Source organism: Brevundimonas sp. (assembly GCF_029946145.1).
Taxonomy (GTDB): domain Bacteria; phylum Pseudomonadota; class Alphaproteobacteria; order Caulobacterales; family Caulobacteraceae; genus Brevundimonas.
This window is the reverse complement of the sequence record NZ_JAQSDY010000009.1, coordinates 142,262-168,256: the sequence shown is the minus strand read 5'-3', so window position 1 is coordinate 168,256 and position 25,995 is coordinate 142,262. Positions and strand designations below refer to the sequence as shown.

Annotated in this window: 21 protein-coding genes; 9 read left to right on the top strand and 12 right to left on the bottom strand. The window is 68.5% G+C overall.

The features are described 5' to 3' along the window. Positions 1-64 precede the first annotated feature (64 nt). On the top strand, positions 65-754 hold the full coding sequence (locus PSV23_RS03120; protein WP_300466052.1) for a hypothetical protein: 690 nt from the start codon (positions 65-67) through the stop codon (positions 752-754). Here the strand turns inward: PSV23_RS03120 and PSV23_RS03115 are convergent, their stop codons facing one another. Continuing rightward, a complete protein-coding gene (locus PSV23_RS03115) occupies positions 755-1,075 on the bottom strand; it encodes an Mpo1-like protein (RefSeq protein ID WP_300466051.1) in 321 nt (106 codons plus the stop codon). A 117-nt stretch (positions 1,076-1,192) separates the two neighbouring features. Here PSV23_RS03115 and PSV23_RS03110 point away from each other — a divergent pair, with 117 nt between their 5' ends. Further along, the gene (locus PSV23_RS03110) at positions 1,193-1,402 is read left to right on the top strand and encodes a flagellar hook protein FlgE (RefSeq protein WP_300466050.1); all 210 of its coding nucleotides are present in this window, start codon (positions 1,193-1,195) and stop codon (positions 1,400-1,402) included. 24 nt (positions 1,403-1,426) lie between these two features. Here PSV23_RS03110 and PSV23_RS03105 read toward each other — a convergent pair whose 3' ends face one another. The 5 genes from PSV23_RS03105 to dnaG all read right to left on the bottom strand — a co-directional run bounded on the left by PSV23_RS03105 (position 1,427) and on the right by dnaG (position 7,871). After that, positions 1,427-1,957, bottom strand: coding sequence for a hypothetical protein (locus PSV23_RS03105; RefSeq protein WP_300466049.1), 531 nt, complete (start codon positions 1,955-1,957; stop codon positions 1,427-1,429). Between the two features lie 155 nt (positions 1,958-2,112). Continuing rightward, positions 2,113-2,844, bottom strand: a complete 732-nt coding sequence (locus PSV23_RS03100; RefSeq protein WP_300466048.1) for a hypothetical protein — start codon at positions 2,842-2,844, stop codon at positions 2,113-2,115. 101 nt (positions 2,845-2,945) lie between these two features. Further along, entirely contained in the window at positions 2,946-3,689 is a 744-nt protein-coding gene (locus PSV23_RS03095) for an extensin family protein (protein WP_300466047.1), read from the bottom strand. Between the two features lie 293 nt (positions 3,690-3,982). After that, positions 3,983-5,935, bottom strand: coding sequence for an RNA polymerase sigma factor RpoD (gene rpoD, locus PSV23_RS03090; protein WP_300466046.1), 1,953 nt, complete (start codon positions 5,933-5,935; stop codon positions 3,983-3,985). Positions 5,936-6,005: 70 nt separating this feature from the next. Then, complete coding sequence (dnaG, locus tag PSV23_RS03085; protein WP_300466045.1) at positions 6,006-7,871, bottom strand: DNA primase; 1,866 nt, start codon at positions 7,869-7,871, stop codon at positions 6,006-6,008. A 223-nt stretch (positions 7,872-8,094) separates the two neighbouring features. Between dnaG and PSV23_RS03080 the strand changes: the two genes are divergently transcribed. Further along, positions 8,095-8,361 (top strand): hypothetical protein, encoded by a 267-nt coding sequence (locus PSV23_RS03080; RefSeq protein WP_300466044.1) that lies wholly within the window; start codon positions 8,095-8,097, stop codon positions 8,359-8,361. 63 nt (positions 8,362-8,424) lie between these two features. On the opposite strand, the gene carA is transcribed toward PSV23_RS03080, so the two are convergent. The 4 genes from carA to PSV23_RS03060 are packed head-to-tail and all read right to left on the bottom strand — an operon-like array spanning position 8,425 to position 12,789. After that, positions 8,425-9,585 carry a glutamine-hydrolyzing carbamoyl-phosphate synthase small subunit gene (gene carA / locus PSV23_RS03075; protein WP_300466043.1) on the bottom strand — a complete coding sequence of 387 codons (1,161 nt, stop codon included), beginning with the start codon at positions 9,583-9,585 and terminating at the stop codon, positions 8,425-8,427. 46 nt (positions 9,586-9,631) lie between these two features. Beyond that, positions 9,632-10,942, bottom strand: a complete 1,311-nt coding sequence (locus PSV23_RS03070) for an amino acid permease (protein ID WP_300466042.1) — start codon at positions 10,940-10,942, stop codon at positions 9,632-9,634. Then, the gene (locus PSV23_RS03065; RefSeq protein ID WP_300466041.1) at positions 10,939-11,937 is read right to left on the bottom strand and encodes an aromatic ring-hydroxylating dioxygenase subunit alpha; all 999 of its coding nucleotides are present in this window, start codon (positions 11,935-11,937) and stop codon (positions 10,939-10,941) included. Before PSV23_RS03065 ends, PSV23_RS03070 begins: the two co-directional genes overlap by 4 nt. 42 nt (positions 11,938-11,979) lie before the next feature. Beyond that, entirely contained in the window at positions 11,980-12,789 is an 810-nt protein-coding gene (locus PSV23_RS03060) for a hypothetical protein (protein ID WP_300466040.1), read from the bottom strand. A 167-nt stretch (positions 12,790-12,956) separates the two neighbouring features. Between PSV23_RS03060 and PSV23_RS03055 the strand changes: the two genes are divergently transcribed. From PSV23_RS03055 to PSV23_RS03030, 6 genes are all read left to right on the top strand, one after another. Continuing rightward, complete coding sequence (locus tag PSV23_RS03055) at positions 12,957-13,652, top strand: HAD family hydrolase (RefSeq protein WP_300466039.1); 696 nt, start codon at positions 12,957-12,959, stop codon at positions 13,650-13,652. Between the two features lie 208 nt (positions 13,653-13,860). Next, positions 13,861-17,199, top strand: a complete 3,339-nt coding sequence (locus PSV23_RS03050; RefSeq protein ID WP_300466038.1) for a TonB-dependent receptor domain-containing protein — start codon at positions 13,861-13,863, stop codon at positions 17,197-17,199. Between the two features lie 187 nt (positions 17,200-17,386). After that, positions 17,387-17,701, top strand: coding sequence for a hypothetical protein (locus PSV23_RS03045; RefSeq protein WP_300466037.1), 315 nt, complete (start codon positions 17,387-17,389; stop codon positions 17,699-17,701). A 12-nt stretch (positions 17,702-17,713) separates the two neighbouring features. Beyond that, positions 17,714-21,016 (top strand): carbamoyl-phosphate synthase large subunit, encoded by a 3,303-nt coding sequence (carB, locus tag PSV23_RS03040; RefSeq protein WP_300466036.1) that lies wholly within the window; start codon positions 17,714-17,716, stop codon positions 21,014-21,016. Between the two features lie 35 nt (positions 21,017-21,051). Beyond that, positions 21,052-21,318, top strand: coding sequence for a DUF1294 domain-containing protein (locus PSV23_RS03035; RefSeq protein ID WP_300466035.1), 267 nt, complete (start codon positions 21,052-21,054; stop codon positions 21,316-21,318). Between the two features lie 243 nt (positions 21,319-21,561). Continuing rightward, on the top strand, positions 21,562-22,428 hold the full coding sequence (locus PSV23_RS03030; protein ID WP_300466034.1) for a DUF5694 domain-containing protein: 867 nt from the start codon (positions 21,562-21,564) through the stop codon (positions 22,426-22,428). A gap of 38 nt (positions 22,429-22,466) precedes the next feature. On the opposite strand, the gene PSV23_RS03025 is transcribed toward PSV23_RS03030, so the two are convergent. Both PSV23_RS03025 and PSV23_RS03020 read right to left on the bottom strand, forming a co-directional pair. Further along, positions 22,467-24,545: a phosphocholine-specific phospholipase C gene (locus tag PSV23_RS03025; RefSeq protein ID WP_300466033.1), complete on the bottom strand. Its 2,079-nt coding sequence runs from the start codon at positions 24,543-24,545 to the stop codon at positions 22,467-22,469. Between the two features lie 93 nt (positions 24,546-24,638). Then, positions 24,639-25,934: a dicarboxylate/amino acid:cation symporter gene (locus tag PSV23_RS03020; protein ID WP_300466032.1), complete on the bottom strand. Its 1,296-nt coding sequence runs from the start codon at positions 25,932-25,934 to the stop codon at positions 24,639-24,641. Positions 25,935-25,995 lie beyond the last annotated feature (61 nt).

Below are 25,995 nucleotides of genomic sequence, written 5' to 3'. Positions count from 1 at the left end.
GACCGACGTGTTGCGAAGCTGATCGAGCGGGCGCAGTCTCTCCAGGCATCACCGGAGGGGTCCCATGAAAGCCGTCGCCGCCATCGCCGCCCTGTGCCTGGCGTCCGCCGCCGCCGCCCAGGACCCCGGCGTGCCGTTCAAGGACCGCACCGAGCGGGTGCAGTTGCAGGGCCGTCGCGGCCCCAGCCTGTTCCGCCCCGGCTTCGGCATCGCGGAATACGTCGGCTCGGCCAGCGCCCGCTCGTCGGGAACGGCCCTGCCCTTCCGCCGCAGCGCCCATGCCAAAACCTCGTTCAGCCTGTCGATCCCCTCGCTCGCCGAAGAGGTGCGCGGCGAATGCGAGGGCGGCCAGGCTCGCACGCAATTCCTCTGGATCACCTTCGAGCGCGAACCCCTGTCCTACAACTGCGTCTTCGCCGGCGCCGCCCCGCCGGACGCCGCCTTCACCCTGGCCCTCAGCCGCCACGGCAGCTGGCTGAACCGGCTGCAACAGCCGCAGAGGGCGGGCGAGCTGACCTGGAACGGGACGGTCTACCGGGCCGAGACCCGCTATGTCGAAGGCCTGCCGTGGAGCAGCGGGGGCGTGCTGGGCTATGTCTTCAGCCGGGACGGCGTCGACATCGGCGGCGTGGCCCTGAACGGCATGGCGCCCACCTTCTACCTGCCCCCCGCCGGCTCGCCCGACCGCGACGCCGCCGCCCTGCTGGGCGCCATACTGTTCACCTTCCAGGATCCCGGCCGCCCGCCGCTGTAGTCAGAATTTGCGCCGGCCGCTGACCGTCTCGAAGAACATCCGCCAGTCGCCCATCAGGCTCCACAGCGGATACTGGAACGTCGCCGGCCGGTTCTTCTCGAAGAAGAAATGCCCCACCCAGGCAAAGCCGTACCCCACCAGCGGCGCCGCCAGGAACCACCAGGCGCTGACCGTCAGCCCCAGCACGAAGACCCCGATCACCAGCGCCGTCCCCACCACATGGATCCGCCGGCACGTCCGGTTGGAGTGTTCGTGGATATAGTACGGATAGAACTGGTTGAACGAGGCGTAACGTTCGCCGGGCGCGGGCTGGCTGGTCATGGCGACAGCCTCTCCCCGCGCCGCCCCACGGTCAAGCCGCCCCCGTTCACCATCCCCGTCAGCGATCGGGTAAGGCCGCCGGCCCGATAGTCGGCCGTCTTCCCCGGAGCAGTCCCCATGCAGGTCTTCGCCATCGCCGCCGCCGGCCTCGCCGACGCCTCCGCCCGTTTCGAGGCCAGCGCCGTCCGCACCGCCCGCGCCCCGCTGGACGATCTGGCGGCCGAGACCGTCGAACGCCTGACCGCCGGCGTCGCCTTCAAGGCCAATGTTTCGGTGCTGAAAACCGCCGACGACATGTACGCAAGCCTGCTCGACATCCTCGCCTGACGCCTCCTCGCCGGCCCGGGCGGATCACATCTCCGCCGCCGGCTCGGGCCCCAGCAGCCGCCGCACCAGCGGCCAGATATTGCTCAGGGCCGAGACGAACCCCACCAGGCTCGACACCCACTGGAACGCCGTCCACATCCAGCCGAACAGGTCGCCGTCGCCGATCGCCTGGCTGATCGGAAACAGCACCCGCGACACCCCGATCTGGAACGCCGCATAGGCCTGCGAATATTCGATCGACCGGTCGGCGAGGAAGGCGATCGCCACCGCCGCCGACACCGGCGCCCACAGCAGCGGCAGGGCCAGCACCCCCGCCAGCAGCAGCACCACGATCCTGGTCCCCACCGTCTCCCCCGACAGCAGACTGGCCACCACCCCGGCGCCCAGCCCCAGCGCCACCCCGGCCATCAGCACCGGCAGCACCAGATCCACCGCCGTCATCAGGTCCGTGACCGCCCACCCGGCCAGGATCGCCGCCCCGCCGAGCAGAAACCCCCCGACCCACAGGGCCGCATACTGCCCCATGCGACGCTTCAGATGCGCGAGACGGATCATGGCGGCTCCTCCCGGGGTGGTTAACGCGAGGATGCCGCGAGGCGGGCGCGGAGTCCATTCGTGGATCGGCGGTCGCTGCCCGCCCGTCTCCTCCCCATCGCGGATGGGGAGGGGGACCGCGAAGCGGTGGAGGGGTGGAGGCTGGTCCTATGCGATCAGCCGAGGACTGAGTTCGCCCGGTACTCCCCCTCCTCCGCCGCCGGCCTCCCCAGCCTGTGCATCACGCTCGGCCGCAGCGGCTTCAGCACCCCGTCGTCGTCCCAGTAATAGCCGGCGCTCCCGTCGGCCAGGGCCCGGGCGTAGTCGCCTGCGGCGGCCTCCGGACCGAGGTGTTCGGCGCGCCAATGGTACATCATGGCGGTTTGGGACTGGGTCTGCTGCGGCGTCCCCGCCAGCATGCCCTCGGCAAGCTTGCGGGCCTCGGTCCTGACCGCGTCCGAACGGCAGAGTGCCTCGATGGCGCGCCATCGCGTCGCGGTCCGCTCCGCCTCGGCGGCGGGGTCGTGCAGCTGTCCTGTCAACTCGGTATAGGCCCGGGCCGCCTTCAGCGCGGCCAGGGCCGCCGGCCCCTCGCCGCGCGCCATGGCCGCCGCCGCATGGTCCAGGCAGGCCGCAAGCGCCGCCTGCCGGTCGACCGGCCCCTGCTCCGCAAGGTCGCGCACAACGGCGATCCGCCCGCCCGGCAGGTCGCGATCCGATCGCTCGGCCTGATGGCGCCGCGACCAGCCCTCCAGCCGGCATTTCTTCCTCAGATTGGCCAGGTCGATGTCGAACCGCTGCGCGACCGACGGCCCGCTCTCGCCGGCCTCATAGGCCTGGCGCACCCGCGCCCACACCTCGGGACCGCGATATTTTCTCAGACGAAAATGATCCATGCGGCGCAGCATGGCCGCCGCCTGCGTCAAAAGCGGACGCAAGCGTAGCCGGAGTCGCCGAAATCGCACGGGAGGTCGCCGAAGTCGCGCGCCGGGCGTCGTCGAATTCTCCGTTAGCGGCAGAACCGCGTGTCCGTCGCCTCCAGATGCAGGTGGTCGGCGTGGACGGCGTTGTAGTCGGGGCTCAGGGTGGTGCCGAAGATGTGGCAGGCGTCGTCGCGGATGCGGCGCAGGAAGCGCGCCTCGGGGGCGTCTCCCGCCCAGTTCGCCGACACCGTAATCCGCCGTCCGTCGCGCAGCCGCACCCCGGCGAAATCCAGCGCCGCCGCCTGCGAATGGGCGCTGACGCGGCCGCTGACCCCGCCGTTGTTCACATTGCGACAGGCGTAGGCGCCCATCTGATCGATCTGGACCACGTCCGAGCCCAGAATCTCGCGCGCCGCCGGCTCCAGCGACTGCCGCCGCCAGACGCTCAGGGCCAGGGCCGTCCGGCAGGTCATTTCGACGTCGCCCGGGGCCATCCGCGCCACCGTCCCAAGGTCCGGGCCCAGCACGCCCGCCGCGCTCAGGCCGCAGGCGGCCGTGGTCGACCGGTCGGGCACGGGGTGGAAAATCACCCGCGCGGCCGTCAACTGCGCCATGCACTGCTGCAGTTCAGCGCTCTCGCGGATCACCGCCGACCGCGTGCCGCCGCCGACCGGCTGGTCGATCAGGGCCCCGACCAGCGGCGCCTCGGTGCGCGCGGGGGCGGCGGGATAGCGCGCCGGGGCGGATCGCTCGGGCAGCATGGGGCTGCAACCCGCCAGCAGCAGGGCCGTCGAGGCGGTGGCGGCGAGGCGGCGAAAGACGGAGCGCATGGGCGGACGCTAGGGTGATTTGCGCCGGGGGAGAATTGGCCAAGGCCTTGTCATCCCGGCCAAAGCGAAGCGGAGAGCCGGGACGCCTGGCTGCACCAATTCGATCCTCCCGGAAGCTGCGTCAGCAGCTATCCGGGAGCCGGGTCAGGACACATGGGATGGGCGGCCGCCCTTCTCCCGGATAATCGCGCCGCGATTTCCGGGAGCTGCGAATGGTGGGGACTCGGCGTCCCGGATCGCCGCTTCGCGGCGTCCGGGATGACAAGTGAGCGGCACCCCCTAGTCCCTACGCCCTAGCTGTCCAGGAAGGACCGCAGTTTCCGGCTGCGGCTCGGATGCTTGAGCTTGCGCAGCGCCTTGGCCTCGATCTGGCGGATGCGTTCGCGGGTGACCGAGAACTGCTGGCCGACTTCTTCCAGGGTGTGGTCCGTGTTCATGCCGATGCCGAAGCGCATGCGCAGCACCCGCTCCTCGCGCGGCGTCAGCGACGCCAGCACGCGGGTGGTGGTCTCGCGCAGGTTCGACTGGATGGCCGCGTCGATGGGCAGGATGGCGTTCTTGTCCTCGATGAAGTCGCCCAGGTGGCTGTCTTCCTCGTCGCCGATCGGGGTCTCGAGGCTGATGGGCTCCTTGGCGATCTTCAGGACCTTGCGGACCTTCTCCAGCGGCATGGCCAGCTTTTCGGCCAGTTCTTCCGGGGTCGGTTCGCGGCCGATCTCGTGCAGCATCTGGCGGCTGGTGCGGACGATCTTGTTGATCGTCTCGATCATGTGCACCGGGATGCGGATGGTGCGGGCCTGGTCGGCGATCGAGCGGGTGATGGCCTGACGGATCCACCAGGTCGCATAGGTGGAGAATTTGTAGCCGCGGCGGTACTCGAACTTGTCGACCGCCTTCATCAGGCCGATGTTGCCTTCCTGAATGAGATCAAGGAATTGCAGGCCGCGGTTGGTGTATTTCTTGGCGATGGAGATGACCAGGCGCAGGTTGGCCTCGACCATTTCCTTCTTGGCCTGACGGGCCTCGCGCTCGCCCTTCTGCACCGTCTGGACGATGCGGCGATAGTCGTCGATCGGCAGGCCGGCCTCGGTGGCCACGGCGGCCACGTCGCCGCGGATCTGGGCGATCTGGGCCTGTTCGTTGTCGCTGAACTTGGTCCAGCGGACGCCCATTTCCTTGACCCGGTCGGCCCAGGTCGGGTCCAGCTCGGCGCCGAAATAGGACTTCAGGAACTCGGGGCGCGAGATGCCGTAGCTGTCGGCCAGGCGCAGCAGCCGGCCCTCGAGGCCCATCAGCCGCTTGTTGATGGCGTACAGCTGCTCGACCAGCGCCTCGATGCGGTGGTTGTTCAGCTTCATCGTCTTCAGCCGGCCCGAGATGGTGGCCGTCAGCGTGTCATAGGCCTTCTGATCCTTGGTGCTGAGCACCTCGCCCTTCAGCCGGCTTTCCACCAGCTTGTCCTGCAGCTTGCGGAACGCGCCGAAGTCGCCGGCCACGGCGTCCAGCACCTCCATGACGCCGTCGCGCAGCTCCGCCTCCAGGGCCGAGATCGACATCCCGCCGCCGTCGTCGAAGTCCTCGTCCTCCTCGTCGTCTTCGGCTTTCGGCTCGGCCCCCTCCTCAGACGGAGCGGGCTCGACCACCGTGCCCGCGGGGGGCTGGTTGTGCGGCAGGGACGAGGGATTCAGCACCCCGTACGTCGCATCCAGATCGATCACCTCGCGCAGCAGAATCCGGTTGTTCGCCAGCTCGTCGCGCCACACCATGATGGCCTCGAACGTCAGCGCGCTCTCGCACAGCCCCGAGATCATCGCATCGCGGCCGGCCTCGATCCGCTTCGCGATCGCAATCTCGCCCTCGCGGCTGAGAAGCTCGACGCTTCCCATTTCTCTCAAATACATGCGCACCGGGTCGTCGGTGCGGTCATAGGCGGCCTTGGCCGGAGTCTCGGCGACGTTGGTCTCCGCGCGCTCGACGACTTCGCCGCCCTCCTTCTCGGTGGTCTCGGCGGCGTCTTCCTCGGCCTCGACGACGTTGACGCCCATTTCGGACAGCATCGCCAAGGTGTCCTCGATCGCGTCGGGCGTCACCTCTTCAGACGGCAGGACCTTGTTCAGATCCTCCATCGTCACATAGCCTCTCGCCTTGGCCTGTTTGATGAATTTCTTCACCCCGGCGTCGGTGAGGTCGAGCAGCGGACCGTCACTCTGGGCTTCGGTTTCCTGCGTCTCGGTCTGGGCGCTCATACAGTCTCTTCTCCGGGTGGAGCAGCTGATCAGGCCGTCCGCCAAATACAACATGTGGCGAGTTCGTTGGTTACGAGCCCGCGCTGTCTTCCCAAATCTCTCCGGTTTTGATCGCGCGACGCAAAGCATCCCGCTCGGCCTTCAGCCGGCGAAACGCCTCGTCCTGCCCCGGCACGCCACGCGCCGAAGTCAGGGCATCCTCCAGCGCCGCCACGCGGGTGAGCGCGTCGAACGCCTGCGACCATCGGATCCGCGCCTCGCCGAGGGGCTTGTCTGTGGCCAGGAAGGGCGCGCCGGACTTTGCCGCCGCCTTCTCGACCTCGTGCATCAAAACGCCATGACCCGATTGCGCCAGATGGCGACGGAGAGCAGCAGAGTCAAGGTCCTGACCCGAGAAGCGCAGCCGAACCATCTCCTGCGCCAGCCCGTCCAGGGCCGGGTCGCCGAAGCCGTGGGCGGCGATGGCCTCGAGGTGATCGTCCATCCGCTCAGGGTCGTCGACCGCGCCGTGAGCCAGGGCCGCGGCGACCGGCTCGATCGAACGGGAGAGCGACTGCATGGCCTGCGCCCCCTCCGCAGTCTGGCCCAGCTTGGGCGGCGGCCCCGGACGCCAGCGTCCGCCCGGACCGGCCGCGGGCTGGTTTGCTTGCGCGCGGCGGGCAGGAAACAGGGCGTCGAAGCGATCGAACAGTTCGCGGCGATACTGTTCGGCCAGGTCCTTGTCCTGAATGGCCGATGCGGCCTGCCGCAGGCGACCTTTCAGACCAGCACGGCGTTCGGGCGAATCCAGCGGTTCGACCTCGGCCTCCTTGCTGAACAGAACCTCGGCGAAGGGTCGGGTTGTCGTAATGGCCTGCCGCAAGGCCGGCGCGCCCTTGTCGCGCAGGATGTCATCGGGATCCTGCCCCCCCTCCAGCAGGGCGAAACGGAACGAGCGGCCCGACTTCAACTGCGGCAGGGCCCGGTCGATGGCCCGATACGCAGCGCGACGTCCGGCGGCGTCGCCGTCGAAACACAGCACCGGTTCATGCGAAACCCGCCATAGCCGCTCCATCTGTTCCTCGGTCAGGGCGGTGCCCATGGGCGCCACGGCGGGGATGCCCGCCCGGTGGCAGGCGATCACGTCCATATAGCCTTCGACCACCACGATAGCCTGTTCGCTTTTCGACTCGGCGCCGAGAATGCGCCGCGCCTCGGGCAGACCGTACAGGGTCGCGCCCTTGTGAAAGAGCGGGCTCTCCGGACCGTTCAGATATTTGGCCCGGTCGTCCGGGTTCATCGCCCGGCCGCCGAAGCTGACGATGCGACCCCGCGCATCGAGGATGGGGAACATCAGCCGGTCGCGGAACCGGTCATAGGGCGCGCCGCCGCCCTCGGGCGCGATCAGCATGCCGGCCTCGACCAGATCGCCGGGTCGGGCCCCGCGCTGGACCAGGGCGTTCTTCAGACCTTCGCGGTCGTTGGGCGCATAGCCCAGGCCGAACCGCTCCCACTGATCCTCGGGCAGGCCGCGCTTCTCGAGATACTCGCGCGCCGCCTTGCCGGGCGAGCGGCGCAGATTGGCGGCAAACCATTTCTGGGCCAGATCCATCCAGTCGGTCAGGCCTTGCTTCTTCGCCTCGCGCTCAGCCGCCTGCGGGTCCTCGGCCGGCAGGGCCATGCCGGCCTCCCCCGCCAGTCGCTGCACCGCCTCAACGAAGGACAGGCGCTCGGTCTCCTGCAGAAACGAGATGACATCGCCGTGCTTGCCGGACGAGAAGTCGTGGAAGAAGCCCTTGTCGTCGTTGACGAAGAAGGACGGTGACTTCTCTTTGGTGAAGGGCGACAGGCCGACATACTCGCGTCCCTGACGCTTGAGCTTCACCGTCCGCCCGATGATGTCGGACGGCCGAAGGCGAGCCTTCAGTTCTTCAAGGAAGCGATCGTCGAAGCGCACGTCCGCCTTATAGCGCGCGACTCACCGGATTGGGCGCATTTACCTTTCATTAACCAGAAAGGCCAAAGCACGGCCGTAACTGCCTGAATATGCGCATAGTTCCTCTCTATACGGAACTGTCCACAAGCCTGTGGATTAATCTGCGCCCGCCTTGGGAAAAGGGCGGTGACTGACGAAACGCGCGGCGAAGACCGCATCTCGTTCGAGAATGAAAGATCGACCGATGTTCATGACCATCGCCCGCCCGGCGGTGGAGCCCCAAGGCCCCGACCCCGTCGCCGTCCCCGGCTCCCCCACCAGCACCGAACCGTCGCCCCGCGCCCTGCACGCCCGGCTGTTGGAGAATGCGGCCCTGCGGCGCATGCGCGGCGCCGAACGGCTGCGCTCGAACCGGCTGGAAGACGCCAACTACTGGCTGCACGCCGCGCCGGTCGCCGTGCGCAAGGCCAGCGCCCTGCGCGAAGAGAAGAGCTTCGCGCCACTTCCCTGACTTCGGGCGGCGGCCGTCGGCTCGTCGCAAACCCAAACCAGCGCGGCGCGCCAGGTCGCGGATTCAACGGCGCATCGAATCCGCGAACCGCTGGAACAGATAGAGGCTGTCGGTCGGCCCCGGCGAGGCCTCGGGGTGATGCTGGACGCTGAACACCGGACGACCCGTCATGGCGATGCCGCAGTTGGTGCCGTCGAACAGGCTGACATGGGTTTCGGTGACGGCGTCGGGCAGACTGTCCCGATCGACGGTGAAGCCATGGTTCATCGACACGATCTCGACCTTGCCGGTGGTCAGGTCCTTGACCGGATGATTGGCGCCGTGGTGGCCCTGATCCATCTTGATGGTCTTCGCGCCCAGGGCCAGGGCCAGCATCTGGTGGCCCAGGCAGATGCCGAACAGGGGCGTGCCGCTGTCGACCAGTTTTTTTATCTCGGGCACGGCATAAACGCCGGTCGCCGCTGGATCGCCCGGACCGTTGGACAGAACCACGCCGTCGGGTTTGCGGGCCAGAATCTCTTCCGCCGTCGTCGTCGCCGGGACCACCGTGATCCTCGCGCCGGTCGACGCCAGGGCCCGCAGGATGTTGCGCTTCACGCCATAGTCGACGACCACCACAGACCTGTCGGCGGCGTGCACCCGCGGATGGCCTTCCGGCCAGTCCCACAGCCCTTCGTCCCACTCGAACGCCTGAAGCGTCGAGGCGGATTTGGCCAGATCGAGGCCGACCAGGCCCGTCCAGGCTTTCGCCCGGGCCACGAGGGCGTCGAGGTCGAAATTGCCCTCCGGGTCGTGAGCGATCACCGCATGGGGAGCGCCGCCGTCGCGGATCAGGGCGGTCAGCGCCCGGGTGTCCACCCCGGCCAGACCGACGACCCCGCGCCGCTGCATCCAGTTATCGAACGAACTGTCCGCCCGCCAGTTGGCCGGCTCGGTCGGCAAATCGCGGAAGATGGCGCCCCGCGCCGAGGTGTCGGACCCGCCGCCAATCTGTTCCAGATCCTCGACGTTCGTCCCTGTATTGCCGATGTGCGGGAAGGTGAAGGCCAGGATCTGGCTCATGTACGACGGGTCGGTCAGGATTTCCTGATAGCCGGTCATGGCCGTGTTGAAGACGACTTCGCCGAGAGCCGCGCCGGGCGCGCCGCAGCCGAGTCCCTGCAGGATGGTTCCGTCCGCGAGCGCGAGCACGCCGGTGACGCCGGGAAGAAGCTGGGTGGTCATGGCACGCTCCCTAGCACCGAATCCCGGCGCGCAAACGGCGGCGTTGCTAAAGAGACGCCGCCTCCGGGTCAACGGGCGCCGCCGACTTGCGCAGAAAGGTGAACCACGCCGCTGTCGTCACGACGAAAAAGATCGCTGTCGGCAGGATGTAACCGGGCGCCGCCGCCACCACTGCCGCCGAGGTGAACAGCAGGCCCAGCGCCGCCACGCCCCGCGCCCGCGTCCAGCGCGCCAGCCGGAACAGCGAGGCGGAACACAGGCCGTAAACGACCAGGCTCAGTACCGAGGTCACGCCGATCAGCATGCCGAACTGTCCGCCCAGCGTCGGCTGGCCCGAGATCACCGCCACCACGCTCATTATCGCTCCACCCAGCAGGGGGTTGGCGATCGGCGTGTGTTCCCCGGCCCCGAAGCCCGAGGGCAGATAGCCACGCCGCGCCGCCGCTCGCGCGGTCTCCCCACCCAGCATGACCCAGCCGCTCAGGGTGCCGACCGCCTTGACCACCGCCGCGGCCGCGACCGCCGCACCGATCGAGGCTCCAAACACCCGCGCCGTCAAATCAGCGTAGGGGCTCGAGGACTGGGCCAGCACCCCCGCCGGGATTACCCCGAACACCGCCACGCTGGCCGCGACGTAGACCACGGACGCCAGCAACACCCCGGCGATCGAGGCCCGGCCGACGTCCCGGGCCGGGTGCCTGACCCGCGCCGACAGAACCGCCGCGCTCTCGACCCCGAGGAAGGCCCAGAAAATGACCGCCAGCGAGGCAGGCACGCTTTCAGCCAGGCTGTTTCCGGACGGGCTCCACGACGCTGCGAAGGTGTCCACATCGAAGGCCATAACGCCGGCGGCCACCGCGATGACGATGGGAACCAGGCCGATAGCCAAGGCCAGGGCCGCGAACCGCGACGCCGTGCGCGCACCGAGGATGTAGGCGCCGGTGGTCAGCCAGATCAGACCCAGATTGCAGAAGGTCGCCGCCACCGGCTCCTTCAGCACCGGGAAGAAGAAGCCCAGATAGCCCGTGGCCGCCACCGCGATGGCGACATTGCCGACCAGGCAGGCGGTCCAGAAGGCCAGCGCCGTCTGGAAGCCGAAGAACCGCCCGAGCCCCCGCTCGGCGAAGCCCGACAGGCCGTCGGCGTCAGGCTGCAGGCGTCCCAGCGCGGCGAACACCAGCGCCAGGGTGACCGCCCCGACGCCGGCGACCAGCCACCCCACGACGCTGGACGAACCCACCGGCGCCAGGGTGGCGGGCAGCAAATAGACCCCGGACCCGATCATGTTGCCGGCGACGACAAGAGCGGCGAGGCCCCACCCCAGTTTGTGCCGATCCTCGATCTGCGTGCCGGTCATGGATGAACCCTTGCGATCCGCGACTGGAACCAGGCCACGGCGGCCTCGTGCCTGGGACTCAGTACGCCTTGATCATAGGCGCCGGCCGACAGATTGGCCTGCACCGCCTCGCAGATGGCCGCATCCTCGGCCGTCAGTCGGTCCGAAGCCTCCAGCGCCTCACCCAGGGCGGCCTCGCCGCCATCGTTGAGGAACAGATAATCCAGCCGCGTCCGGCCCGGCCCGACCGGAGTCATCCGCTCGATCATGGCCCCGTCGCGATAGACGTTTACCCCCAGGTTCGGCCACAGCCAGCCCCAGACCCCGGCCTGCGGCCCATCGTTGACGCCCACGGCCTCCTGCACCACCCCATCGCCCTCAACCCTGACGCGATACTCCGCCGAGCCCAGTTCATCGGCCAGAACAGGATGCACCGAGCCGATGTGGTAGCCCTCCAGATAGTTCTCGGCATAGGTCTTCCAATCGCAGGCGAGGTCGTGGCTGCGGCGCAGGGCGGGCGCGGCGATGTCCAGCCCCCGCTCCGCCAGCAAGGCCTCCAGCGGCGCGACGAGATCCGCCAGCGGGGCGGCATCCTCATCAAGCGTCACGAACGCCAGACCGCGCCATGTCTCAAGCCGGAGCGCCAGCAGACCGAACTCACGTGGATCGAATCCATCCGCCGCGCCGAAACCGACGGCGGACCGCAGCCGGCCGTCGAGGGCGTAGCGCCAGCCGTGATAGGCGCAGACCAGCTCACCCTCGCACCGGCCGCGCGCGCCCGTCACCAGCGGCCCCGCGCGATGACGGCATACATTGTGAAAGGCCCGCAGCACGCCGTCCTTGCCGCGCAGCGCCATCAGGCGATGGCCAGCCACATCGGACGCGATCCAGTCGCCGGGCGCGGCTGCCTCGGCTTCGTGACCAAGAAACAGCCAGGCGCGGCCGAACACGGCGGATCGCTCGCGCGCCCAAGCGTCGGGACAGCCGTAGAGTCGGGCGGGAAGCGTGGCCTGCATGAAGGGATCAAGGCCCCGCCGCCGCCGCTCCGTCAACCGCCTCTAGACGGTGATTGTCTCCATGCCGGCGAAGACGGCATGGGTGGCGCCGGCGGCCTGGGCGGCCAGGCCCCGGTCGGGACGCAGATTCAGCAGCATGACCTGGCTGCAGGTCTGGCGTGCGGCGGCGATCAGGTCGTGGGCCGCCCGCCACTCCCGCGGGCCGTCGTGGGCCACCCCGGCGAAGTCGATGGCCAGGCAACGGGCGCGGACACCCGCCAGCCGGCGGACAAGACCCGGATCGGGCGCGACGTGCAGGATCACCCCCAGCGCGCCGGTTTCGAAATGCTGGATGGATTCCTCGATCGTCTCGGGCGGAGCCTGTTCCAGCCCGCCCATCACCTCGATCAGAAGGTTCCCGGCCGCCGAGTCGTGCTGGAGTTCGGTGCAGAGCAATGCGAACCGCCCCCGGCTGGAAGCCACGGTGCGCCAGAAAGCCGGCAATACCCCGGTATCGTGGGGCCCCAGATGCAACAGGTCCAGGCCGTGGTTCAGGGTCTGAAGGTCGATGCGCTTCAGGTCGACCGGTTCCAGTGTGCGTCGACCCAGGGCGGTCAGTGCGGACTCGCCGCCCCGGTGCCGGACGATGCGGCGAATACGCCGGCTGACTGGCGCGGACCGATCCAGGTCGAACACCGGCTGCGCGGCAAGGGTCACGGCCAGCTCGCGTCCCGCGCGGGTCACCAGACTGAAGGTCAGGCTTTCGTAGGGCGCGGCGTAGGCGCGGCGCTCGCCCAAGGGGGAATACGCGGCGTTTCCCGTGAGTGTCTCCCCACCATCATGGTCCGTGGGGTACGCTGGAACCAAAGTCATGACCGCCTCCTTCGGCTGGCCGTTCAGGTCTTCCACGCCATCACGATAACCCCGCAGACAAGAACGTAACCCTGACAAACCTGGTCAAATGCCGTTGACCATGATGATCCCCGTTTCGGGACATCTCCGCCCCTCCCCGGACCCGGTTTCCGGTGTTAGGGAGCGGAATGAGCATCACCACGGTCGGACTCGATGCCGACGACACTCTCTGGCACAACGAAACCATCTTCCGGCTGACACACGATCGGTTCGCCGCGCTGTTGGCCGACCACGCGGACGCGACGACGCTGGAGGCCCGCCTGGCCGAAACCGAGCAGCGGAATCTTCGGCTTTACGGCTATGGCGTGAAGGGTTTCACCCTGTCGATGATCGAGACGGCCATGGAGCTGACGGGCGGCGAGGCTCCGGCGTCCGTGGTGCGCGAGATTCTGGCGGCGGGGCGCGAGATGCTGGCCCACCCGGTCGAGACCCTGCCCGGCGTTGACGAAGCGCTGGCCGCGCTTTCGGAATCCTATCGTCTGGTGTTGATCACCAAGGGCGACCTGCTGGACCAGGAGCGCAAGCTCGCCGCGTCGGGACTGGGCGACCTGTTCGCCGCAATCGAGATCGTATCGGAGAAGGACCGTCAGACATACGACCGCGTCTTCGCCCGTCACGGCACCGGCGCCGGTGAAGCCGTGATGGCCGGCAACTCGATGAAGTCGGACGTCTTGCCCGCACTGGCCGCGGGCGCCTGGGCGGCACACATTCCGTACGCCATCACCTGGGCCCACGAAGTCGCCGAGCCCCCCACGGCACATCAACGTTATGGCGCGCTGAACACCATCAGCGAACTTCCGGCCTGGATAGCGTCCTGTTGCTGACGTTATTCACGGAATGTCGTTTTCCGGGCTCAAACAGCCCGAATCCATATGTTTCAAAGGAGAAACATTTTTATCAATAACGACGAAATATCAGCATTTGTGTTACAGTATAGCTTGACCGGACATATGTGTGGTGAGTTTGTGGCGGTCGCCGCGCCAGGGAAGCCTGCCGCCTCCCTCTTCTTCAAACTTACCCGAGATTTCATATATGACTGTTATTCGTAATCGGCTTCTGGCCTCCACGGTGCTTGCTGGCGCGATGGCGATGTCCGCCGCTCCCGTCTGGGCGCAGACTACGCCCCAGACCCCCAGCACCCTGCCGGGCGTCACCGTAACCCAGGCCCAGGACGACGAGTCGACGCAACTCGATGAAGTCGTGGTCACCGGTTCGCGCATCCGCCGCGATCCGGTCAATGCGCCGACGCCGCTGATCCAGGTTTCGCGCGAAGACCTGCTGACAACCGGTCAGTCGACGGTGATCGACTATCTCGCCACCATTCCGGCCCTGTCCAACTCGCAGGTCCCGTCGGACGCCACGGGCGTCCTGGGCATCGGCGGCCTGTCGTTCGCCAACCTGCGCTCGCTGGGCGCCGGCCGCACCCTGACCCTGGTCGATGGTCGCCGTCACGTCGGCTCGGCCGGCGGTTCGCTGGCGGTCGATGTCGACACCATCCCGCGTCTGCTGATCCAGGACATCGAGATCATCACGGGCGGCGCCTCGTCGGTCTACGGCGCCGACGCCGTCTCCGGCGTGCTGAACTTCGTGCTGCGCAAGGATTTCGAGGGCCTCGAGATCGACGCCAGCTACGCCATGATCAACCAGGAGGGTGAATCCTCGAAGCGGATCTCCGCCCTGCTCGGTCACAATTTCCTCGACGACCGTCTGAACCTGTACGCCTTCGCCGAGTACGAACAACTCGACGCCGTAAACTCCATGGACATGGACTGGCTGCGCAACTCGGCCGGCCTCATCGGCGTCGACGCCGATCCGGCCGCCGCTCGCATGGACGGCGTTCTGGATTTCCAGCTGTACCGCAACTACGTCACTCTGCAGCGTCCGCGCTGGGGTCAGACGACGCTGGCGAACAACCAGCAGGCCAGCGCACTGAACGACCCGGACGTGCCGTACCAGAACTGCGGCCTGACCATCGGCGGCCTGACCGCCACCGCCTGCTATTCGGTCGATCCCACCAAGACCTACGTGTTTGAGGGCCCGAACGCCCGTCTGGCCAACTTCGGCACCCGCATCGGCGCCACCGGCGCGAACCGTCCGAACAACATCGGCGGCGACGGCGACAACCCCGCCACCTTCAGCACCATCACCCGGGTGCCGGAATCAGAATCGCAGCGTTATCAGGTCGGCGCCAACTTCCGCCTGACCGACAACCTTCGCGCCTTCGCCGAAGTGAAGTATGTGACCGAAGACACCGTCTTCGCCTCGCAGCCTGACTTCTACGACTTCATCATCCGGAACGGCGTCGTCGGGCCGAATGAAGTCCAGCCCGCCTACGGCTTCAACGTTTTCGGCGTAAACCTGGCGGACAACGCCTTCCTGCCCTCGAACCTGCGTACGGCGATCCAGACCAACACCATCACGGTCTATGCGCCGCCGACCGCCGGCTCGCCCAGCGTGGCCACGGGTGTCGTGGCCGCGCCTTACGCCCGTCACACCATCTTCGGCGAAGACCGCAGCCAGATCAGCAACCGCGAACTGCAGCGCTACGTCGTGGGCATCGAGGGCGACTTCGAACAGATCGGCTTCATCAAGAACATCGACTGGAGCCTGTCCTACACCTACGGCCAGGTCGATGTGACCGAGACGGAAACCGGCACCGACGTCTTGCGCGTCCAGCTGGGCTCCGATGCGGTGCGCGACACCGCGGGCCTCCTGGGCACGCCGGGCGCGATCGTCTGCCGTTCGAAGCTGATCGCCGCAACCCCGGGCGGCGTGGTCGATGACTACTGGTTCGGCAACGCGGACCTCCGTGACGGAACGGTGGGCGCTGAAGCGGTGGCCGAGTGCACCCCGCTGAACATCTTCGGCCAGGGCAACCAGAGCCAGGAAGCGCGCGACTACATCAACGCCGAGATCACCTTCACCGAGCGCAACGAGCAGGAAGACTTCATCGGCAGCGTCGCCGGTCAGCTTTGGGACTTCTGGGGCGCCGGCCCGATCGGCGTCGCCCTCGGCTACGAGCACCGTCGTGAATACACCGAGGCGATCGGCCGCGACGCCGGCGCCGCCGGCCGTGTCCTGTTCCTCAACGGCGGTCCGGACTTCCCGGGCGCCGAGTACGAGAGCGACGAAGCCTTCGCCGAAGTGTCCCTCCCGCTGTTCCGTGACAGCTGGCTGGGCGAGTATGCCGAACTGAGCGGTTCGTACCGCTACTTCGACTACACGACGGCCGGCCACGGCGACGTCTATGGCGTGAACCTGATCTATCGTCCGATCCGGGACATCACGTTCAAGACCAGCTTCAACACCTCGTTCCGCGCGCCGGACCTGGGCGAGAATTTCTCGCCCCTGGGCGAGACGTTCGCGAACGGCTTCGTTGATCCCTGCGCCACGGCGAACATCATCCTGCAGAACGCCGACATCCGGGCCAACCGGGTCGCCAACTGCACGGCGCTCGCCGCCGCTCAGGGCCGTTCGTTCGACTTCAACGGCAACACCGCCACCAACGTCGACGACTTCAACCCCGTCTACGGCGGCGGCGTCTCCGGCGTGACCGGCGGCAACCCGTTCCTGACGCCGGAACAGTCGGAGTCCTTCACCTTCTCGACGGTGCTGCAGCCCCGGTTCATCCCGAACTTCAGCCTGGTGCTCGACTACTACGAGATCGAGATCACCGACGTGATCGCCTTCATCTCGGCCCAGACCGCCGCGAACAACTGCGTCAACGGCCCCGCCCTGAACAGCTCGGCCTGCTCGGTGATCTTCCGCAACAACCCGGGCATCCCGTTCGGCCTCGGCGCTCCGGCGAACGACCCGATCGGCGGCTTCATCGAAGGGGCCGGCAACTACGCCGCCCTGACCACCCGTGGTCTGGACTTCACGGTCCGGTACGGTCTGGATCTCGAAGAGGTGACGGGCCACAACTGGGGCCGTCTGGACTACAAGCTGGGCGGTTCGTGGCTGATCGAGCAGGAGAATTTCCTCGATCCGGCCAACCCGAACGCCTTCACCAGCAGCCGCGGCGCCACGTTCTTCCCGAACGTCCGCTTCAGCTCGTCGCTCACCTACACGCCGAACGACACCTGGAGCGTCAACTGGACGGCGGACTGGCAGAGCGCCCAGAACATCGCCCGCTACCGCGACCAGGTGGTGAACATCGAGAACCGCGAAAACCAGTACTACGACTCCGGCAACTTCGTCCGTAACGACTTCACGGTCCGCTATAACGTCAACGACACCCTGTCGATGCGTGCAGGCGTCGTGAACGCCTTCGATGCGGAGCAGTCCCCGGCCTACGGTCAGGCGCTGCAATCGAACTTCGACCCCTACGGCCGTCGCTTCTTCATCGGCCTGAACTACCGCCCGTTCTAAAAACGGTCCGGAACACGATGAAGGGGGCGGCTCGCAGGGGCCGCCCCCTTTTTCGTGCGCGCAACGACCCCGCGGCCTTGCCACCGCCGCCCCCCGTCTTTAGACGGGCCGCTTGACCGACAACCCGACCGAGCCGCGCCGGCGACCCGCCGCCGCCTGAGGCCGCGCGCGCAAGGAGCCCGCCCCCGTGTCAGATTCCGCCATCCCCCACGAGGATCGCGACGCCATGGTGCGCGCGTCGCTGGCGGCGCATGGCGACAGCGGGATCACGCCGCGGCACACGCTGTTTTACTTCTACGGCGAAGGCGACCACGACGATCTGAACGAGGTCGCGCGGCGCGCCGGATTCCTGACCCGGGGTCAGGACGACGCCACCATCCTCGAGACGACGATGGCCGTGGACGAGGCGTCCTTCGCCCCGGTCTCGGCCATGATGCAATCCTGGGCCGCGGCCTTCCAGCTGGACTATGACGGCTGGGAGTGCGCGGTCGTGACGAACTGAACGGAGGCTGAGATGCCCAAACGCACGGACATCCAGTCGATCCTGATCATCGGCGCCGGCCCGATCGTGATCGGGCAAGCCTGTGAGTTCGATTACTCGGGCGTTCAGGCGTGCAAGGCGCTGAAGGCCGAGGGGTACCGGGTGATCCTGGTCAACTCGAACCCCGCCACCATCATGACCGACCCGGAGGTGGCCGACGCCACCTATATCGAGCCGATCACGCCGGAGTTCGTCGAGCGCATCATCGCCAGGGAGCGGCCCGACGCCCTGCTGCCGACCATGGGCGGACAGACTGCATTGAACACGGCGCTGGCGCTGGATGCGTCGGGCGCGCTGAAGAAGTGGGGCGTGGAGATGATCGGCGCCAAGGCCGACGTCATCGACAAGGCCGAGGACCGGCAGAAATTCCGCGACGCCATGGACAAGCTGGGCCTCGAAAGCCCGCGCTCCAAGGCGATCCACCATATCGACGAGGCCGAGGACGCCCTGGCGTTCGTCGGCCTGCCGGCCATCGTCCGCCCCAGCTTCACGCTCGCCGGCACCGGCGGCGGCATCGCCTACAATGTCGAGGAATACCGCGAGATCGTCGAACGCGGCCTCGACCTGTCGCCGACCACCGAGGTGCTGGTCGAGGAGAGCGTGCTGGGCTGGAAGGAGTATGAGATGGAGGTGGTCCGCGACAAGGCGGACAACTGCATCATCATCTGCTCGATCGAGAACATCGACCCGATGGGGGTGCACACCGGCGACTCCATCACCGTCGCCCCCGCCCTGACGCTGACCGACAAGGAGTACCAGCGGATGCGCACGGGCTCGATCAACGTGCTGCGCGAGATCGGCGTCGAGACCGGCGGATCGAACGTCCAGTGGGCCATCAATCCCGCCGACGGCCGGATGGTGGTGATCGAGATGAACCCGCGGGTGTCGCGGTCGTCGGCGCTGGCGTCCAAGGCGACCGGCTTCCCCATCGCCAAGGTCGCGGCCCGTCTGGCCGTCGGCTACACCCTGGATGAGCTGACCAACGACATCACCATGGTCACGCCGGCCTCGTTCGAGCCGTCGATCGACTATGTCGTCACCAAGATCCCGCGCTTCGCCTTCGAGAAATACCCCGGCGCCGAGGCGACCCTGTCAACCTCGATGAAGTCGGTGGGCGAGGTGATGGCCATCGGCCGGACCTTCCAGGAATCGATGCAGAAGGCCCTGCGCGGGCTGGAGACCGGCCTGACCGGCTTCAACGAGATCGAGATCGACGGGGTGGTCGACGTCGACGACGAAGCTTCCGCCCGCGCCGCCGTGGTGCGGGCGCTGGGGATGCCGACCCCGGACCGTATTCTGGTCATCGCCCAGGCGTTCCGGCACGGCCTGTCGGTCGAGGAGGTCAACGCCGCCTGCTCCTACGAGCCGTGGTTCCTGCGCCAGATCGCCGACATCGTGCGGACTGAAGGCCACATCCGCGTTCAGGGCCTGCCGACCGAACCGACCGACTTCCGCAAGCTGAAGTCCAAGGGCTTCTCGGACGCCCGCCTGGCCCAGCTGACCGGCCAGACCGAAGCCGCCGTGCGCAAGGCCCGCCGCGGCCTGAACGTCCGCCCCGTCTTCAAGCGGATCGACACCTGCGCCGCCGAGTTCGCTTCGGCCACGGCCTATATGTATTCGACCTATGAGACCGGCGCCCTGGGCCAGGTTCCGCAGTGCGAATCCAACCCGACCGATCGCAAGAAGGCGATCATCCTCGGCGGCGGGCCGAACCGGATCGGGCAAGGCATCGAGTTCGATTACTGCTGCTGTCACGCGGCCTTCGCCTTCGCCGACATCGGCGTCGAGTCGATCATGGTCAACTGCAACCCCGAGACGGTGTCGACCGACTACGACACCTCCGACCGGCTGTATTTCGAGCCGCTGACGGCCGAGGACGTGCTGGAGCTGATCGACGTCGAGCGGTCGAACGGGAACCTGATCGGCGTGGTCGTCCAGTTCGGCGGCCAGACGCCGCTGAAACTGGCTCATGCGCTGCAGGAGGACGGGGTGCCGATCCTGGGCACCAGCGTCGACTCCATCGACCTGGCCGAGGACCGCGAGCGGTTCCAGGTCATGCTGCACGACATCGGGCTGATGCAGCCGCCCAACGGCCTGGCCCGCAGCGCCGAGGAAGCCGCGCAGAAGGCGGACGAGGTCGGCTATCCGGTCGTGCTGCGGCCCTCATACGTGCTGGGCGGACGGGGCATGGTCATCGTCCACGACCGCGAGCAGCTGGACCGCTACGTCGGCGAGGCCATGCGGGTGTCGGGCGACGACCCGGTGCTGATCGACCACTATCTGAACCGCGCCACCGAGGTCGACGTCGACGCCCTGTGCGACGACGAGACGGTCTTCGTCGCCGGGGTGCTGGAGCATATCGAGGAAGCCGGGGTCCACTCGGGCGACAGCGCCTGTTCCATGCCGCCGTTCTCGCTGTCGGCCGGGATCGTCGCCGAGCTGAAGCGCCAGACCGAGGCCATGGCCCGGGCCCTGAAGGTGCGCGGCCTGATGAACGTCCAGTTCGCCATCGAGGAGCCGCACAGCGCCGAACCGCGCATCTTCGTGCTGGAGGTCAATCCCCGCGCCTCGCGAACCGTGCCTTTCGTGGCCAAGACCATCGGCCAGCCGGTGGCGGCCATCGCCGCCAAGGTCATGGCCGGCGTGCCGCTGGCCAGCTTCGGCCTCAAGGACAAGCCGTACGACCATATCGCGGTCAAGGAAGCGGTCTTCCCGTTCGCCCGCTTCGCCGGTGTCGACACCATCCTGGGCCCGGAGATGCGTTCGACCGGCGAGGTCATGGGCCTGGACTGGAAGCGTGACGGCGAGGCCGACATGGCCCCCGCCTTCGCCCGGGCCTTCGCCAAGAGCCAGATCGGCGGCGGCACCACCCTGCCCGTCGCCGGCTGCGCCTTCGTCAGCGTCAAGGATGGCGACAAGCCCTTTATCGTCGAGGCGGTGAAAACCCTTCTGGCCGAGGGCTTCTCCATCCTCGCCACCGGCGGGACGCACACCTTCCTGACCGAACAGGGGTTGGCCGTCGGCCATGTGAAGAAGGTGCTGGAGGGACGGCCCAACATCGTCGACGCGATGAAGAACGGCGACGTCCAGCTGGTCTTCAACACCACCGAGGGCAAGCAGGCGCTGCTGGACAGCTTCAGCCTGCGCCGCACGGCCCTGATGATGAAGATCCCCTATTACACCACGACCGCGGGCGCCCTTGCGGCGGCCCAGGCCATCGGCGCGATCAAGGCGGGCGAGCTGGATGTGCGTCCGATCCAGGACTACGCGCACTGAGCGGCGCGATCGACCTGTCCGGCATCGACCGGGCGTTGATCCTCGTCGCCCTCGCGGAACTGGCGGCCTTCGGCCTGTTCTGGTTCGACAAGACCCAGGCGCGTGATCACGGCTGGCGGGTGCGCGAGAGCACCCTTTTGCTGGTTGCCCTGTTCGGCGGCGTGGGCGCGTGGATGGGCCAGCACTTGCTGCGTCACAAGACGCGCAAGGAGCCTTTCCGGACCCTTCTGGGCGGGGTGATCGTGGCGCACCTGATCGGGGTCGGGGCGGTGTTCTGGCTGCTCCTGCACGCGGTCGGATAGCGCTTTCTGCGGGAAGTTTCGCAGCCGGCCTGGTCAGCCAGGGACAGGCGGCGGAGGCGGGCGCCCTGCTGCGGGCCGCCGAGGCGTTGGACCGGATGAAGTGGGCGGCGAAGTAGACGGAGAGAGCGAAGACAGTACCGGCGCGACTGGATGCCCCGCCGTGACCACGCCTGAACAATTCGTAACGGGCCATACCGGCGTTCCGCGGCTAAGCGTCCCGCGAAGCTTAACCGGAGCCACTCAATGTCTCATCGTCTGTTGTTCGCTCTCGCCCTGTCGTTGCTGACCGCCGCGCCCGCCATGGCGCAGGAGCCAGCGCCGCAACCGGTTCGGTTGCTGAGCGAACGGCGCATCGACGAACGGCCGGCGTTGATGGTTCTGGGCACGGCGCATCTGGCGAACAACAATGCCGACGTGCTGCGCACCGAGGTCGACAATGTGCTGAGCCCGGCCCGGCAGACGGAGATCGAGGCCGTGGTCGAGGCGCTGGCCCGGTGGCGGCCGACGCGGATCGCCGTGGAGATCGACACGACCGGCCAGGCGAGGCTGGACCGGCGCTACGCCGATTATCGCGCCGGGGCCTATGTCCTGACGGCCATCGAGGTCGATCAGATCGGCCTTCGGCTGGCGGCCAGGCTCGGGCATGAGCGGGTGTTTGGCGTCGACTGGAACGACATGCCGCCCGGCGAGGAGGCGGACTACGACTGGGAGGTCGGAGCGGAGGCCGCCGGCGAGCAGGCTCGCATGGCCACGCTGCGGAATCCGGCGCGGGGCAGGCGCATGACGGACCTGGTCCAGTCCCGGCCCATCCCCGAGTGGCTGGCGGTGATGAACTCGCCCGAGTTCCTGCTGGGCATGCACCGGACCTATTACGAGTACGCCCTGCTGGGCGGGCCCGGGCCGAACCAGGGGGCGAACTGGGTCGGGGCCTGGCATGGGCGGAACCTGAAGATCTTCGCCAATCTGGTGCGGCTGGCCGACGATCCGGGCGAGCGGGTGCTGGTCATCTACGGCGCCGGGCACGCCTTCCTGCTCAACCGGTTCGCGGAGGAGAGCGGGGCGTTCAACGTCGAGCGGCCGGGCGACTGGCTGGCGCCGTTTCCCCGATAGAGTCCCGTTGAAGCGAGCCCGCCTCAACCGGACAGGCGTCAGGTTTGGCGCATCACCGCCGGGCCGCCCATCAGCGGATCGCTGACGGAGTCCGCGCCGGTCTCGATCCGTCCGGCCAGGCGCCGGAGAAAGCCGTCGGGCCCGCGCAGGACGACGTCGTACCAGCCGTGCCCGGCGACGCCCAGCCGCCGCTCCGCGCGCTCGCCCGGGGCGACGGTCGTCCGCCACGGGGCCGCGTCGGGCCGGTAGGGGTCGCCGGCGGCCTCGACCGCGCGCGCGACCTCGCCGCCGTTGAACAGGGTCAGCTGCAGCTCGCGCGACCCGGGATCGACGGCGACCGCCAGGCCGAGGGCGTCGCGCCCGGCGTGGCCGACGAAATGACGGTGGAAGCCGTTCGGGCCCAGCACCCACAGGTCGTAGGCGCCCTCGTCCCGGATGTCCTCAAGCGCGGCCCCGGCCCCGACGGTGTAGCGCCGCGGCGGACGCTCCAGCCGCAGCCGGTCATAGACGTGGAACACGGCCGCCGCGGGTCCGGTGTTGCGGAAGGTCAGGGCCAGGGCGCCGTCGCGGCGGGCCTCCTCGACCTCCAAGGCATAGGGCAGGGCGCGGGAGCGTCGGACGCCGACCGCCTGGACCGGCGCCGCCGGGATCGCGGGCGTGGCCGGGGTGCTGCGGCCCGGCAGGGCGGCGGCGCGGGCGGCGAGGGCCGCGGTCGGCGGCAGCGGCGGCACGGGCGCGTTGGGCGTGCGGAAATCGAACGCCCCGGTCAGGTCGCCGCAGACCGCGCGCCGCCAGGGCGAGATGTTGGGCTCCATCACCCCGAAGCGGGTCTCGAGGAAGCGGATCACCGAGGTGTGGTCGAACACCTCGGAGCTGACCCAGCCGCCGCGGCTCCACGGCGAGACGACATACATCGGCACGCGCGGACCCAGTCCATAGGGGCGGCCGACGAACTCCGGCCGTTCGGTCGCGGCCTCGCTGGCCGTCGTCCGCAGATGGTATTCTCCGGCCGTGTCGATGGTGGAGGCGCCGTGGCCCGGCGACGGCGGCGCGGGCGGCGGGACGTGGTCGAAGAAGCCGTCGTTCTCGTCGAACATGACGAACAGCACCGTGCGGGCCCAGACGGCCGGGTCGGCGGTCAGGGCCTCGATCACCCGGGCGGTGTAGTCGGCCCCCTGGGCCGGGCTGGATGGGCCGGGGTGTTCCGAGGCCGCGGCCGGGGCGACGATCCACGACACCTGCGGCAGGGCGCCGGCCAGGACGTCCTCGCGCAGGCCGTCGACGGCGCGGGTGCTGAGCCCCAGTTCGGCCAGGCGGGGGTCGGCGCCCGGCTTGCCGTCATGGCTGTCGCGGAAGGTCTGGAAGCCGGCCACCGGGTTGTCGGTGAAGTTGTCGGCCATGTCCTGGTAGATGCGCCAACTCACGCCCGCCTGCAGCAGCCGCTCCGGATAGGTGGTCCAGCGATAGCCGTCGGGATGACCGCCGTCGGCGACGAGGGCGTCGTGCGAGTTCGAGAGCGAGGGGCCGCCCATCTGGCCGCCCGGGTCGTTGGTCCCGCTCCACAGGAACAGCCGGTTGGAATTGGTCCCGGTCTGCATCGCGCAATGGTAGGCGTCGCAGACGGTGAAGGCCTCGGCCAGGGCGTACTGGAACGGGATGTCCGTCTCGCCGAACCAGCCCATCGAATGTTCGGTCTTGGCGACGGGCCAGGCGCTCATCCGCCCCTCGTCCCAGGCCGCCTGGGCGTCGGGCCAGCTGTGCGGCGTGCCCTCCACCCGCATCAGGCGGAAGTCCTCGGCCGTGTTCAGCGGGAAGGGGCTGACGAGAGGGGGGCGGTCCGGGGCCTGGCCGTTGGCCTGGACCCAGCAGGTCGCGCCCGACCGGCCGGGGGCGTCGGCCACGGGGATGGGGAAGCGGTCGCCGAAGCCGCGCACGCCGCGCATGGCCCCGAAATAATGGTCGAAGGAGCGGTTCTCCTGCATCAGGATCACCACATGGGCGACGTCGGCGACGGTCCCCGCGCGGACGTCGGCGGGGATGCTCATCGCCCGGGCGATGGCGGGCGTCAGGGCGGCGGCGCCGGCGGCGAGCAGGAGGCGACGGCGGTCGAGGGTCATGCGGTCATCCTTCCGCGACCGCCCGGCGATCCGCGGTCCTGAACCGTCCTAGAGACGGAATGCGAACCGGCGATGACGGCGCGGCGGCGTCCGCTAGATCCCCGCCGCCGGATCCGGTTCGGCCACGGCGTCGCGGCCCTCGACGATGCGGGCCGCGGCGAGGTCGGCGGTGACGTTGCCGATGGTGCGGAAGATGTCGGGGATGACCTCGACCGCCAGCAGCAGGGGCAGGACCTGGATCGGCACGCCCAAGGCGAGGCAGATGGGGGCGATGGAGACGAAGAAGCTGACCTGCCCCGGCAGGCCGACCGAACCGATGGAGATGGCGATGGCGGTCAGGCCGCCGGCGATCCAGGCGGCCGGATGGATGTCGACGCCGTGCAGGTGCGCGACGTAGATGACCACGGCGAGGTTGGCGACCGGGCTGGTGAAGCGGAACACCGCCACCGCCAGCGGCAGGACGAGGCCCGCCGTGGCGGTCGAGACGCCCAGCGCAGTGCGCGCCTGTTCGACCATGGCAGGCAGGCTGGCGAGCGACGACTGGGTCGAGAAGGCGACGACCTGCGCCGGAATAATGCCGCGCGCGAACCGGGCCAGGCCGATGCGGCCCCAGGGCACGACGAAGGCGTAGATCAGGAGGATCAGGCCGACCTGGGCCAGCACCACCATGCTGACGTAGTGGCCGAGGGTGCCCAGGGCGCCGAGGCCGGCGTTCAGTCCCACGCCCATCGACAGGGCGAAGACGCCGATGGGGGCGGCCAGCAGCACCCAGTGGACGATGATGATCATGGTCTCGGACACGGCCTCGAAGAACTCCACCAGGGGCGCGCGGCGGCCGGGGCTGAGGCGGGTGACGGCGAAGCCGAAGGCGATGGCGAAGACGACGATGCCGAGGATGGCGTCGTCGGCGGCGGCGCGGATCGGATTGGCCGGCGCCAGGCTGGTCAGGAAGGCCGCAAGCCCGCCGCCCGTCGCGCTCTCGCGCACCACGGCGGCGTCGGGCGCTCCAGCCAGCAGGACGGCCGCGCCCGCCGGATCGATCGGCCACAGCAGATGCAGGGCCTCGGAAGCGAAGATCGCATAGACCGTCGATCCCAGCAGCAGGATGGCGAAGACCATCAGGGCCTTCAGCGCCAGCCGGCCGGTCGCCGCCGCGTCGGCGATCGAGCCGATGCCCGTCACCAGCAGGCTGAAGACGAGCGGGATGATGGTCATCTTCAGGGCATTGAGCCACAGGGCGCCGACGGCGCCGATCAGGTCGGCGGTCCCGGCGCCGCCGGGCAGACCCCAGGCCTGGGCCGCGGCGCCAGCGAACAGGCCGGCCAGCAGGGCGACGAGCACCCACAGGCTCAGGGACATCAGGGCGGAACGGAGTCGGGAAGCAGCCATCGGTCGAAGCTAGGCGCCGTCGCCGTATTTGACCATCCATCGCGTGCGCCAGCGTGAACGA